The following is a 12,317-nucleotide window of genomic DNA, read 5'->3' on the forward strand; positions in this document are numbered from 1 at the left end:
ATGGCCGACGCAACCAGCAGCGCAGCAGAAATCGTTAACGACAAATACGACAGGTCCATTGATTTGGCCAACGCCGCTACGGCTGCGGTGGAGGGGTTCCAGGCGGCGCTGAATGCCAGCGTGTACCAACCGCCCACCATGAGCTTTGTGTGGAACACATTGGCCGCGCCTGTACTGCCACCCATCCCGGACCTGCCCGAGTTGCCAGAGATTGCGCTGGCCATCCCGGGCGGGATGCCGTCCACGCTGACGGACACCGTGGGCAATGTGACGATTGATGATTTCGATGTGGAGATGCCGACGCTGAATTTTGGCGTGGCGCCCACTCTGAATATCGGCACGGCCCCGGTGCTGCCCGAGGTGCGGGATGTGGCATTGCCAGATGCCCCCACGGTTATCCTGCCGGATGCGCCGGAATTCTTGACGCTGCAGGCCCACAGCTTCGGCGGGATCAACCTGCACGAAGACTGGCTTGACAAGCTGGACGACATTCCGGAACTGTCGGTTCTGCAGCCCGCGCCGTTCGCCTATTCGCCCGGCGCGCGGTACGCCAGCCAGTTGCTGGACAACCTCAAGGCGACGCTGAACGCCAGAATCCAGGGCGGGACCGGACTGGCCCCTGCTGTGGAGCAGGCAATCTGGGACCGCTCGCGCGACCGCGAAACGCAGATTGCCCTGGCGAAAGAGCAGGAGGTTCTGCGCGCATCCGAAGCGCTGGGCTTCGCGCTGCCATCGGGTGTGCTGGCCGGGCAACTGGCAGATGCACGCCGCGAGTACAACGACAAGCTGTCCGGCCTGTCGCGCGATGTCGCCATCAAGCAAGCCGAGCTTGAGCAGGCCAATCTGCAGCAGGCGACGACCCTGGCGCTGCAGCTGGAATCCACTCTTTTGGATGACGCCTACAAGCTGGAAGTGCTGGCCGTGGATCTTGCCAAGACCGCCGCCGACAACGCCATTGCCTGCCACAACGCAGCGCTGGAGCAGTACAAGGCCTTGCTGGCGGGGTATCAGGCCTATGCATCCGCCTATCAGACTGTCATCCAGGCCGAGTTGAACAAGGTCGAGGTGTTCAAGGCTCTGCTGCAAGCCGAGCAGACCAAGGCCGACATCAACCGGTCCCTGGTGGAGCGATTCAAGGCCGAGATCGAAGGCGCTATGGCCGCCGTGCAAATCTACCAAGCCCGCGTTGGAGCCGCAAAGACGCTTGTGGAACTGGAGGGTACACGCATCCAGGCCGGGGCCGAGCAGGTCAAAGCCTTTGTCGCCACGGTCAATGCCGAAACCGCAAAGTCGGAGATGTACAAGGCCACGATCAGCGCCGAGGCTACCAAGGTCGAAGCTGTTGGAACCCTGGCCCGCGCCTACGGTGCGAAGGTGGGTGCCCAGGCCGAGCGCGCGCGCGTGGAGATTGCCAAGCTGCAGGTCAAGCTTGCGGCCAAGGGGCTGGAGTGGGATGGCTGGAAAACCCAGCTGGCAGCAGCATCCGCCCAGGTCGAAGCAGCATCGCGTAAATCCGCTGTCATGGTGGACGGCTACCGCGCCGGGGCGAGTGCCGCAGAGGCTCAGGCCGGTGCTGTCTCCCGCGTCTGGGAGTCGAACATCAGGCAATACGAGGCAGGCAAGAGCATTGCCGCCCAGGTTGCCAAGGCCAACACCGACGCCGTGCTGCACGCCAACGATGCCCGTATGGAGGCCGCGAAGGTGGGGCTCACCACGTCATCGCAGCGCCTGGCCAGTGCATGGGCCATGGTCAGCGCGAATGCTTCGATCAGCGGCAGCGCATCGCTCAGCCAGACGATTTGACCCTGGCGCGAAACCCCCAGTAGGGTTGGCGCCAAAGGGCGGGCGCCGGAACACTGCGGGGCATGACCAATCCGGCCCGCTTCGCGCTGCTACCGATTTATCAGGGCACGTCCTATGAGGCGCCCCTGCCTCGCTATACCGTTCCGTATAAAACGCGGTGGGAGTGCGGACGACTGGTGGACGCCTGCTCTGGCGCAGTAGTTCCAGATGCGGACAAGACGCCAGAGGACTACACGGGTTGTTCTGCGGTGGCGCAGTTTCTTCGCGGCTCCGACCCCGAAGAGGTGATCTTTGAGCTGACCAGCGCAGACGACGAAATCATCCTGGATGGCGACACGCTGACGCTGGTGATGGATGCCGCGTACACGGCCGCGCTGGAGCTTGGAGAAACACCTCCGGCATGGAGCGAGTGCATCGTCCGCATCACGGTCACGCGGCCCAGTGGAGCGGTTGAACCGCAGTACGAACTGACCGTATCTCTGTTGCCTTGGAGCGAGCCTTGAGCACTGTGGTGCAGCCTGGCACGCCTGATGCTCTGGTTGTTCAGAGCGTCAGTTCTGTGGTTGTCGAAGTCCCAGAAGGCCGAACCGTCGTTGTTGAGCAGCCAGTTCCAGAGACTGTGGTTGTCACTCGCGGCGTTCCCGGCCTGCGTGGAGCTACAGGCGCGACCGGGGCCACAGGGCCTACCGGGGCGACAGGCGCATCTGGCACCGGCATCAACCTGCTGGGCGAACTTGCAAATACCGGGCTTCTGCCGCCAACAGCAAATTTTGGCGACGCCTACATCATTCAGGAAAGAGTCTGGGCTTATACCGACGACGGATGGATTGATGCTGGCCCTATTGGCGCGCCGGGTGAGACGGGAGCAACTGGCCCCACGGGCGCCACAGGAGCTACCGGAAGTGACGGCGCAGCAGGGGTAACCGGAGCGACTGGGGCCACTGGCGCCACGGGGCCTACCGGATCAACGGGCGCGACTGGAAGCACCGGCGCTACTGGCCCGACAGGAGCCACGGGTAACGATGGGGCCGCAGGGGCTGCGGGTGCAACCGGTAGTACCGGTGCGACAGGACCTACCGGCGCAACTGGTGCTACGGGCAGTGACGGTGCCGATGGCGCTCAAGGCGCTACGGGAGCCACAGGAGCAACTGGGCCTACCGGACCCACAGGGGCAACCGGCGCAGATGGCGCTGCAGGTAGCGATGGCGCCACGGGCGCAACTGGTCCGACTGGCGCTACCGGGGCCGATGGTGCGGCTGGTGCAACAGGAGCCACAGGTCCAACCGGGGCCACCGGCAATGATGGTGCTGACGGTGCAGATGGAGCGACCGGCCCAACTGGCAGTACCGGTGCCACCGGGCCAACAGGCGCGACGGGGAATGATGGCGCAGACGGAGCTACAGGTCCAACTGGTGCAACAGGTCCAACGGGAGCTACCGGCGCGGACGGTGTTGATGGGAATGATGGGCCTGTAGGCGCAACCGGGGCAACGGGCGCAACCGGCCCTACGGGTTCGACAGGCGCCACGGGGGCGACTGGTCCCACTGGTGCAACGGGTGCCACCGGAGCAACCGGGGCGACGGGTGGCGCTGCAGACATCGCTGCAGAGATTCACGCGACCACCAGCAAGGCAACGCCGGTTGATGCCGATGAACTGGGCTTGGTGGACAGTGCCGCTTCGAATGTCTTGAAGAAGCTCACCTGGGCGAACCTCAAGGCAACGCTGCTTGCATACTTCCAGGGCCTGTTCCGCGAGAAACTCACGGCCGCCCGCACATACTACGTGCGCACGGATGGCAGCGACAGCAATACCGGGCTGGTGGACTCCGCTGGCGGGGCCTTCCTGACGGTGCAGAAAGGCATCGACACACTCTGCTCCCTGGACCTCAGCTTGTACGACTGCACGGTGCAGATTGGTCCCGGAACGCGGACGGCAGCGCTCACCCTGAAAAAGTACGTCACAGGCGGCGGCGTCGCCATACTTCTCGGTGACACCACAACCCCCTCGAATGTGGTGATGAGCGTCACGAGCAACAACTGCTTTGCAGGTGTGGAGTGCGGCCTGTGGCGCATCACGGGCATGAAGCTGCAGACCACCACCAGCGGATATGCGGTTTTCCCTAGCGGTAAAACATCCAACGTCGAGCTGCGAAACATTGATTTCGGAGCCTGCGCGAGCGGTCATGTTGTTGTTGGTGCAGGCGGATTTGCCCGCTACTCCGCAAATTGCACGATCAGCGGCGGCGCGCCGACACATCTGCAAATAGCGAACGGCAGTTCGTTCGTCGCCGGTGGGATCACGATCACCTTGACAGGCACCCCGGCTTTCACAACGTTCGCTAGCTTGGACTCCCTGGCTCTCGCCGCGATTCAGTCCGTGACGTTTTCCGGGTCAGCAACAGGTGCGCGCTACAGCGTGACGCTCAACTCGGTCTTAAACACCTTCGGTGCAGGCGCGACCTTTCTGCCAGGTAACTCAGCCGGATCAACGGCCACTGGGGGGCAGTACGCATGACCACCTACCAGCTCACCCATGAAGGCTACGTCGTCAAGGATGGCGACACGAATGTGCCAACGGCGAAGGTTCCGGGCATTGACCCGCACCCCGAAACACTGGCCTACGAAGCATGGCTTGCAGCGGGCAACGTTCCAGAGCCCGCCGATCCACCCACGCCCGAAGTCGCCCTGGCGCTGATCGCAGAGCTTGAGCAGGCTAGCGGATCGCCACAGCGCATCGTGCGCGAGGGGTTGATCTTGATGGTGGAGTCGCAGGCCAAAGCTCAGAACGTGCCTCTGGAATATGTGCGCGCCAAGAACAAAGGCTATCGGTTGCTCAAGGAATGTGAAGAGCAAATCGCCACGCTTCGCCAGTACCTCATCACCTGAAGGGCCTGCAATGTCTCAAGCAATCATCCTCGCGCCTGTCTATGCCTTGCTGCTGCTGTACGCCCTGTGGGTGGTGTACCTCGCGGTCATGAACCTCAAGCGCGGCAAGACTGCGAACACGCTGACGTTCTGGCCCAAGTTCTTCGGCTACCCGCTGCTCTTCGTTGGGTTGGTGCTTGACTTGATCTGCAACGTGTTCATCTTGACCATCATCCTCGTGGAACTTCCGCGCGAACTCACTGTAACCAGTCGCCTTAAGCGCCACAACAAGACCAGCTCTGGTTGGCGCAAAGCCGTTGCGGTGTGGGCCGAGCAATTGCTGGACCAGTTTGACCCAAGCGGGGACCACATCTAGACCCCCAGTAGGGTTCGCGCGCATGTTTCATGGCCCGGATCATCCGGGCTCATGGATCAAGCACAGACTCAAGGCGCCCCAGCGGCCCACTCGGAAGAAATCGCCGAGATCAAAGTGCGCCTCGATGCTGGTGATGCCCGCATGGGGCGTATCGAACAGGATCTGGCCGCGAACACAGCGGCCACCCAGCAAACAGCGGCCAGTACCGCAGAACTGGTTGACCTGTTCACTTCCTTCAAAGGCGCGTTCCGGGTGTTTGAGTACATCGGGCGGCTCGCCAAACCCCTCGGGTACATCGTCGGAGCCTTGGCATCAGTCGCCGCACTCTGGACGGCCTGGAAGTCTGGGGTGAACCCAAAATGAAAGAGGCGGTCCGCAAGGTCGTCATCAAGTTCGGCGTGCCGCTGGTGCTCGCCAGCTCAGGCCTCGCGACATTCCTCCACGACTGGGAAGCCGACAAGAAGCAAGCCACCAAGGTCTACGCCGACCGCCTGGCGCGCGGCATCCCGACCGTCTGCGATGGCATCACCAACGCCACCAGCCCTTACCCCGTCATCGTGGGCGACGTCTGGAGCCAGGAGCGCTGCGACGAAGTCAACCGCATGGTGGTCGAAAAGACCCAGCTCAAGCTGCTGGACTGCGTCAAGACCCGGATCAGCCAAAGCACCTTCGACGCCCTGAGCAGCCACGCGCACAACGTTGGTGTGGGCAACACCTGCGCCAGCAAGGCGCTGGGCCTGATCAACGCCGGGCGACTTGAAGAAGGATGCCGCGCGCTGGCCTTCACGCCATCCGGAGACCCCAACTGGTCGTTCGTGACCGAGAACGGCAAGGCCGTCTATGTACCGGGCCTGCACAACCGGCGCAAGGCTGAAATGGTCATGTGCAGTCGAAAGGACTTGCTATGAAATCGCTAGCTGTTGCCGTGATCGCCCTTGTCCTCACCGGCTGCGCCACCACCAAGGGCCTTGAAGTCTCCGAGGCCGACGCCAAGGAGTGCGCCGAAGTTGGCTGCACGCCGTGGTCTGAGCGCCAGCTTGAGCAGATGGCGCGGCACTTCTTTGGGCTGGGCGTGAAGGCTGGCATCCAGCGAGAGAAGGGGAGCATCTGATGCGCGCCCTAGCCCTTGCCATCTTCGCGTTGCTACCCGGGGCAGCCCTGGCAAGCGGCTTCTATCTGCCGTGGTGGGGCGAGGCGCTGATGTTCTTCCTGCTGACGCCTGTCGGGTGGGCGTGCGACGCGCTGCTGCTGGCCGCAATCGTGGCGCTGATCGTCTTTGCTGTGAAGCGCTGGAAGCGCAGGGGCACGCGATGAACCCCATCCTGATAGCCATGTGGTGGTTCTGGTGGAGGGCGTGGCGGTGATCTTTGCCCAACTCAAAGCCTATGGCTGGATGGTCGCAGCAATCGCGGCTGGCGGGCTTCTGCTGGTTCAGACCGGCCGCCTGCACTTCGAACAGCTTGCGCACCAGAAGCTGATCACCACCGCCACTCAGGCCAGCCTCAAGCGCTCCGAAGCCGCGCGCGCCGACGAGACGAAAACGGCAGGCAAGGAATCCGCCCATGCCACCGCCACACAGGAGAACTCCGATGCCTTCACCACTTCGCAACCTGTGCGCGATGCCATTGCTCGCGCTGACCTTGCTCGCGTTGAGCGGCTGCGCCTCGACGCAGACCGCAGAGCCGCCACTTATCGCGCGCAAGCCCAAGCCGACGACGCTGCCCGCCGCGATCTCGCAAATCGACTTGAAGCCTTCGACCGCCACATTGTCGAGGGGGCAGGAGTGGTTGCAGAACACCGAGAAGCTCTTGCCCGGCGCGACGCAGAAGTAGTGCTGCAGCGCGGACAGATTGATGCAGACCGGGCGCTGATGGCGCCCTGACCGAGCCGCCCCGGCCGGTTGCCGGGTCAACACACTGAGAAGACCATGAGCCCCCAATTTATCAAGCCCTCTGTGGGCCGCGTTGTCTGGTTTCACCCAAGCGAACTAACCGGCGAAGCAACTTTCGCTCGTCATCAAGATGGTCAGCCGTACGCGGCCATCATTGCACGCGTGTTCGACCATTGCGACAAGGTGAACCTCACCGTCTTTGATGCCAGTGGATTTGCTCACTCACGCACCAGCGTGACGATGTGGCAAGGAAACGGCACACCTCCCGGAACTTATTGCGAGTGGATGCCCTACCAGAAGGGCCAAGCCGCAAAGACTGATGCGGCCGAGCAGGTGCTTGCAAAGGGCGGTGAGTATCGCCAGCCAACCCACCGCGAGGAACTGGAGCGTGTGTTGCTGTCGGGCGCATCTGCCCAGATCGCGCACGCCCCAGAAAATGCAGCCGCCATCGCCAAGGGCATCAAAACGGTGCTGGATGAACTGGCGCCGGTTGCGCCACATCCGGTGGCTATCGCGCCGCCGCCTGTGCTGGATCACGGCACCGCCTACATTGAGAGCGAGATTCAGGCCAACAGCCATCACAGCGGATGCAAAGGCGAGCGCTGCATGGCAAGCGCAGCAAATGGCTATGCCCATTCCCGCGAATGCATTGACGAGGCCGGAGAGGCGCAAGGATGGAAGCCTACGGCAGAGGATTACGCGAAATGCGGACCATCGGCAGGATGTTGCGGGGCCGCGCCCACAGACTCCCACGCATCAGCCGTCCTGTATCCGGCCATTGAGCGCGCCATGGCAGAGCTTGGAACGCTGCACCCAGGTTTCAACTTTGCCGTCAACCGCGCATTCAACCATCTGCATGACGCCTTCTGGAGCGAATGCCCAGCTCCTGCAAGTGCAGCGCCAAAACGGCCCGACTTCCCGGGCGTCTGATCACGTCGGCAAGGCCCGCCCCGGTGCGCCGGGATGGCCAAGTGGTTCGCCCAGCCAGGCCGACACCCAACCACACACCACCATGACCTGGCTTGTCGCCTCCACCGACGATGGAATCCACGTCACGCCGATGGACGACTACCGCCCGCACGACTACACAAGCAAGTGCTGGTGCAGGCCGGTCGAGGATGTTGAAGAGCCGGACATGTGGATGCACAACAGCTTGGACGGCAGGGAAGGGTATGAGAGCGGGGATCGGTTGCCGTCGTGACGGTGACCTTTGATTTGGACAGGCTCAGTATTTGTAGGGGTTCAAGTCTGGGGCAGGCACACCGGCAAAGTCTGTGTAGACTTTTTCTACAAATTTCCCCACCTCGTGGTAGTCGCCTTCCCACCCGTAAGTTTTGGCAACTTCGGCCAGCGTGCCCAAAAATTCAGGCGTCAACTTGGGCTTGATGCGATTCACCGCAGCTTGCCAAGCCTGCTCATACTCATTGTCGCGTTGGGCTTGTTCTTCATTTTTCATGAGGAGCTTTCATTTTGTGCCGGGTTCTTGTTGTAGTAGTCAAATGGTATTTTTGTGCCGTCGTGACCATCTATCCTGGGTAGCTGAAAAACAATAAAACGCAGACAGCGCCAATGAAAAAGCCCGCACGCGGCGGGCTTCTTGGGAGCTGTGGGGTTTAGTCTTTCCGCATGAACGACCATGCAAAGAAAATCACCACCGACAGAAACAAGGCGCTTTGCAGAATCACCACGCCCATAGCCAGATGAAGGCCATTTTTCACCTCGGACAGGTCAACCGGCAGGAAGTTTGCGAAGACGTTGAACCTCGGCAGCGTCAGGTTCATCAGCGAATTCATTGCAAGCTCGCTGCCCAATGCCGCACAGATGAACAGCATGAACGCGCCAATCGCGCTGACGGTGACGGCAATCAGCACGGACATTTTGGCCCGGTTGATGGGGTTCGAGAAATCGGTTTCTTGCATCATGGTGAACTCCTTAGCAGGACTCAGAGCCTTTGACTTGCTTTAAACGCCCAGCACCCCAAATACAAAGTCGGCGGGTGCTCAAGTCGGTCAGGGTTTTATTTTTTGCGATCACGTCAACAGAGACATTCGCGATTGTGTCAAACCCATTCTTTTTTGTGATCCTGCCGCCTCTGTCCATGAAAAGGGCTCCACCGTCATTCGGCGCGACAACCAACAGAGTGTGCGGCGAAGGGCTCATTTCTTGAATGGTGCATTCGGTTGGGTCGGCTGGGGTGCACGCGGCTTGCGTTCCATTTCTGTCTGCGTCAACAAAGATCCGCCAGCCGCAAGTCCAATCATCATTTCCGGTGGACACACAACTGCCCGAAACGTCGTTCTTGACGATGGCGATGTTGCCACCGATGGCAATCGCCTTGGACCGGGCGAAATACAGGCTGCCCTGCAGTTCCTCAATCGTTGTTTTAACTCGCCAGCGTTCGATCAGTGGTTGGAAACTCGGCAGCGCCAGGGCAACCAGCAGTCCCAAGATGCTCACCACCATTAAGACCTCGACGAGGGTGAACCCGGTCTGTTTGTGTGGATGGGATGGCGATGAAGTGTGAAGCATGAATCACCCTTGAAAAGAGTCAGCGTGTGCTGGTTTGGTATGCGGGCGCAGGAAGTCCGGCGCAATCCAGCACCAAAGACTTGATTCTGCCCAAAAATAGGCCCGGCGAGTGTGTGGAATAGCGCACACCGGGAGGAACGTGCCGTCTACACGGATCAGCGGTAGGCGGCAGGGGGATGGATGGCCAGGCGTTTCATTTGACAACACGGACCCCGCCCAGTTTCTCCAGCACATGCTTTGGCTGAATGTGTGTGTACCGCTTGAGCGATTCCCAGCTGGTGTGGCCTGAAATCAAAGACACCTCGGGGATGGACAGTCCAGCCTCGAAAAGCCTGCTGATCCCTTCGTGCCGAAGGTCGTGCAGGGTGATGTCTTCCAGCTCCAGCAGCTTGGCCGCCCGCTGGAAAGCCGCACTGACCGACGTACCGAGAAACGGGAAGATCCGGCCTTCGGTGCGCGGCATCCCCGCCAGGATGGATTGCGCCGCTGGCGGCACCGGCACAACCTCATCCCGTGGCATGGTCGGGTGTTTTGTGTCCCTGAGCGTGAGGGTGTGGTTTTTGGTGTTGTAGTCCGCCCACTTGGCGTTCATGATTTCCTCGCGGCGCCGGGGCAGGGCCACCAGAAACCGCAGGATCGTCGGCAGGGGGATCATGGTCCCTTCCAGCCTGCGCCACCACGCATCAATCATGTCCATCTCGGCGTCCGTCACGCGGCGGTCCCGGCGCTTACTGGGCGCCACCACCTGCATTCGGCGCAGGTGATCCAGGGCGTTCGACACCACGGCCATGTCCAGCGGTATACCGTGTGCCACTGGCGCCGCCCGGTAGGCCGCCCGCACGGCCATCATGTGGTTCAGCAGTGTGGCTGGGGAGCGCCCCTCCGAGTGCTGCACCGCCCAGTCAATGAAATCCGCCGATGTGACGGTGTCCACCGGCTTTTCGGTGAATGGATAGGCCCGGATGTTCTTGAACCTGTGCTCGACAGCTTCGTACTCGCGCCCGATCTTCTTGAGCATCTTGACGTGCATATCCATCAGGTCAGCCAGGGATATCTGCCCCTGCTTTCTGGCCTGCACCCCGGTCTTTGCAATGCGCTTTTCCAACGCTGAGGCCCAAGCCTGGGCCTGGGCGCGGGTGTCGAAGGTCGCACTCTCCTGATGGACAATGCGGCCATCCTCTTTGATTCGTACCTGGGCTTGAAAGCGGTCGTTGCGCTGGCGGATCGTAGGCATGTGCGGTGTGACAGGGCGGTTTTGTCACACCGATTGTCACACCGGAAAGTGCTTTGATGTGCCAAAAGGTGATTTCATGTGGTTGCTGTCACACCACAAACGCATCATAAGATGTTGATCCGTAACGATAAATGCCGGATTGTGCCCGGTGGTTCAGGAGCTGTGTGGAAATTATAGGTTTGCACCACTGGTTCGATTCCCCGCCGGGCCGGTACCTGCTGGCGTGGGAGCAGGCGCGCTTCGATGAGGCGGTGGCCGATATCTTTGGCTACCACAGCCTGCAGCTTGGAATGCCCTTGCTGGATGGCCTCCGCACCAACCGCATGCCGCACCAATGGCTGGCGCTGGGGCAGGAGGCGGTGCGGGGTTCCATCGCCTTTCTAGAGACCGGTAATAGCGATGCCCCCCTGCAGCGCCGCGCGGTGGATCTGCTGACAGAGCCCGTGGCCTTGCCGTTTGCGGCGGCGAGCCTCGATCTGCTGGTGCTGCCCCATACCCTGGAGTTGAGCATTGACCCCCACGCCGCCCTGCGTGAAGTGGAGCGCGTGCTCGTGCCCGAGGGCCGGGTGGTCATCAGCGGGCTGAACCCGACCAGCCTGTGGGGGCTGCGCCAGTGGCGTGCCCGCATGATCCAGCGTCTGGGTGGGGGCACTTTGTACCTGCCGGATGTGGGCGAGTTCATTGGCTACCGGCGCCTGCGCGACTGGCTCAGGCTTTTGAGTTTTGAGGTCGAGTCGGCCCGGTTTGGCTGTTATCGTCCGGCGGTGCGCAGCACCCAGTGGCTGGAGCGTTTTGGCTTCATGGACCCGTTGGGCGAGCGGTGGTGGCCTATTTTTGGCGCGGCTTATTTTCTGGTGGCGGTCAAGCGGGTTCACGGCATGCGTTTGCTGGAGCCCGCCTGGCGGTCCAGCCGACAGCGTGCCGCCTCCACAGTGCCCATTGCCAACCGGGCAGGCCCGGCGGGTGCAACGGGTAGCACCTCGCGCATATTCACAGACAGCGACGACAGAGACAGGAACACAGTTTGAACCAGGTAGAGATATACACAGATGGCGCCTGCAAGGGCAACCCCGGCCCTGGGGGATGGGGTGCATGGTTGCGTTCGGGATCGACAGAAAAAGAGCTTTTTGGGGGTGAGCTGGGCACCACCAACAACCGCATGGAGCTGATGGCCGTGATCGAGGCGCTGTCGGCCTTGAAGCGCCCCTGCGCCGTGACGCTGTACCTCGACAGCGAATATGTACGCAAGGGCATCACCGAGTGGATTCACGGCTGGAAGGCCAAGGGATGGCGCACGGCCTCCAAGCAGCCGGTCAAGAACGTGGAGCTGTGGCAGCGGCTGGACGCGCTGGTGAGCACGGCTGGCCACCGTATCGAATGGCGCTGGGTGAAAGGGCATTCGGGCGATCCAGGCAACGAGCGGGCCGATGCACTGGCCAACCGGGGTGTCGAAAAAGCCCTGGGGCGTGGGTGACGGTGGGCGTCTATCGGTGCGCAGCGTCTGTGCACCACGGCATCAGAAGCCCCCTCCGGGGCTTTTTTTGTCTCTGCAGCATGTAAAGCCTGCGTAAATCTGCCGCAATTGCCCTTGTGGGTATGCCAAGGTTTGCTGCAGCGCA

19 protein-coding genes are annotated in these 12,317 nt (G+C 61.6%); 15 read left to right on the plus strand and 4 right to left on the minus strand.

Features of this window, described 5'->3' with window-relative positions; all coding sequences use genetic code 11:
- The 13 genes from LPA35_RS17545 to LPA35_RS17605 all read left to right on the plus strand — a co-directional run bounded on the left by LPA35_RS17545 (position 1) and on the right by LPA35_RS17605 (position 8,136).
- A complete protein-coding gene (locus tag LPA35_RS17545; protein WP_228897848.1) occupies positions 1–1,803 on the plus strand; it encodes a hypothetical protein in 1,803 nt (600 codons plus the stop codon).
- 62 nt (positions 1,804–1,865) lie between these two features.
- The gene (locus LPA35_RS17550) at positions 1,866–2,306 is read left to right on the plus strand and encodes a hypothetical protein (protein ID WP_228897849.1); all 441 of its coding nucleotides are present in this window, start codon (positions 1,866–1,868) and stop codon (positions 2,304–2,306) included.
- 558 nt (positions 2,307–2,864) lie between these two features.
- A complete protein-coding gene (locus LPA35_RS26120; protein WP_304505258.1) occupies positions 2,865–3,278 on the plus strand; it encodes a hypothetical protein in 414 nt (137 codons plus the stop codon).
- A gap of 212 nt (positions 3,279–3,490) precedes the next feature.
- Positions 3,491–4,318 carry a hypothetical protein gene (locus LPA35_RS17560; protein WP_228898451.1) on the plus strand — a complete coding sequence of 276 codons (828 nt, stop codon included), beginning with the start codon at positions 3,491–3,493 and terminating at the stop codon, positions 4,316–4,318.
- A complete protein-coding gene (locus LPA35_RS17565; protein WP_228897850.1) occupies positions 4,315–4,689 on the plus strand; it encodes a hypothetical protein in 375 nt (124 codons plus the stop codon). Before LPA35_RS17560 ends, LPA35_RS17565 begins: the two co-directional genes overlap by 4 nt.
- A gap of 10 nt (positions 4,690–4,699) precedes the next feature.
- Positions 4,700–5,044: a hypothetical protein gene (locus LPA35_RS17570; protein ID WP_228897851.1), complete on the plus strand. Its 345-nt coding sequence runs from the start codon at positions 4,700–4,702 to the stop codon at positions 5,042–5,044.
- Between the two features lie 51 nt (positions 5,045–5,095).
- On the plus strand, positions 5,096–5,407 hold the full coding sequence (locus LPA35_RS17575; RefSeq protein ID WP_228897852.1) for a hypothetical protein: 312 nt from the start codon (positions 5,096–5,098) through the stop codon (positions 5,405–5,407).
- Entirely contained in the window at positions 5,404–5,952 is a 549-nt protein-coding gene (locus tag LPA35_RS17580; protein WP_228897853.1) for a lysozyme, read from the plus strand. Before LPA35_RS17575 ends, LPA35_RS17580 begins: the two co-directional genes overlap by 4 nt.
- Entirely contained in the window at positions 5,949–6,155 is a 207-nt protein-coding gene (locus LPA35_RS17585) for a hypothetical protein (RefSeq protein WP_228897854.1), read from the plus strand. Before LPA35_RS17580 ends, LPA35_RS17585 begins: the two co-directional genes overlap by 4 nt.
- The gene (locus LPA35_RS17590; RefSeq protein WP_228897856.1) at positions 6,155–6,358 is read left to right on the plus strand and encodes a hypothetical protein; all 204 of its coding nucleotides are present in this window, start codon (positions 6,155–6,157) and stop codon (positions 6,356–6,358) included. Before LPA35_RS17585 ends, LPA35_RS17590 begins: the two co-directional genes overlap by 1 nt.
- 19 nt (positions 6,359–6,377) lie before the next feature.
- Entirely contained in the window at positions 6,378–6,926 is a 549-nt protein-coding gene (locus LPA35_RS17595; protein WP_228897857.1) for a hypothetical protein, read from the plus strand.
- 45 nt (positions 6,927–6,971) lie between these two features.
- Entirely contained in the window at positions 6,972–7,865 is an 894-nt protein-coding gene (locus LPA35_RS17600) for a hypothetical protein (RefSeq protein WP_228897858.1), read from the plus strand.
- 82 nt (positions 7,866–7,947) lie between these two features.
- Entirely contained in the window at positions 7,948–8,136 is a 189-nt protein-coding gene (locus tag LPA35_RS17605; RefSeq protein WP_228897859.1) for a hypothetical protein, read from the plus strand.
- Positions 8,137–8,160: 24 nt separating this feature from the next.
- On the opposite strand, the gene LPA35_RS17610 is transcribed toward LPA35_RS17605, so the two are convergent.
- The 4 genes from LPA35_RS17610 to LPA35_RS17625 form a co-directional block, all read right to left on the minus strand.
- Positions 8,161–8,391 (minus strand): hypothetical protein, encoded by a 231-nt coding sequence (locus tag LPA35_RS17610; RefSeq protein ID WP_228897860.1) that lies wholly within the window; start codon positions 8,389–8,391, stop codon positions 8,161–8,163.
- Positions 8,392–8,548: 157 nt separating this feature from the next.
- Positions 8,549–8,857 carry a hypothetical protein gene (locus LPA35_RS17615; protein ID WP_228897861.1) on the minus strand — a complete coding sequence of 103 codons (309 nt, stop codon included), beginning with the start codon at positions 8,855–8,857 and terminating at the stop codon, positions 8,549–8,551.
- A 10-nt stretch (positions 8,858–8,867) separates the two neighbouring features.
- The gene (locus LPA35_RS17620) at positions 8,868–9,464 is read right to left on the minus strand and encodes a GspH/FimT family pseudopilin (protein WP_228897862.1); all 597 of its coding nucleotides are present in this window, start codon (positions 9,462–9,464) and stop codon (positions 8,868–8,870) included.
- 193 nt (positions 9,465–9,657) lie between these two features.
- On the minus strand, positions 9,658–10,698 hold the full coding sequence (locus tag LPA35_RS17625; RefSeq protein ID WP_228897863.1) for a site-specific integrase: 1,041 nt from the start codon (positions 10,696–10,698) through the stop codon (positions 9,658–9,660).
- A 179-nt stretch (positions 10,699–10,877) separates the two neighbouring features.
- Here LPA35_RS17625 and LPA35_RS17630 point away from each other — a divergent pair, with 179 nt between their 5' ends.
- Complete coding sequence (locus tag LPA35_RS17630; protein ID WP_228898417.1) at positions 10,878–11,726, plus strand: class I SAM-dependent methyltransferase; 849 nt, start codon at positions 10,878–10,880, stop codon at positions 11,724–11,726.
- Positions 11,723–12,172: a ribonuclease HI gene (rnhA, locus tag LPA35_RS17635; RefSeq protein ID WP_055398194.1), complete on the plus strand. Its 450-nt coding sequence runs from the start codon at positions 11,723–11,725 to the stop codon at positions 12,170–12,172. The genes LPA35_RS17630 and rnhA overlap by 4 nt, the downstream gene beginning before the upstream one ends.
- Positions 12,173–12,317: the final 145 nt, after the last annotated feature.

It is taken from the genome of Acidovorax sp. Leaf73 (assembly GCF_916855635.1).
Classification (GTDB): domain Bacteria; phylum Pseudomonadota; class Gammaproteobacteria; order Burkholderiales; family Burkholderiaceae_C; genus Acidovorax; species Acidovorax facilis.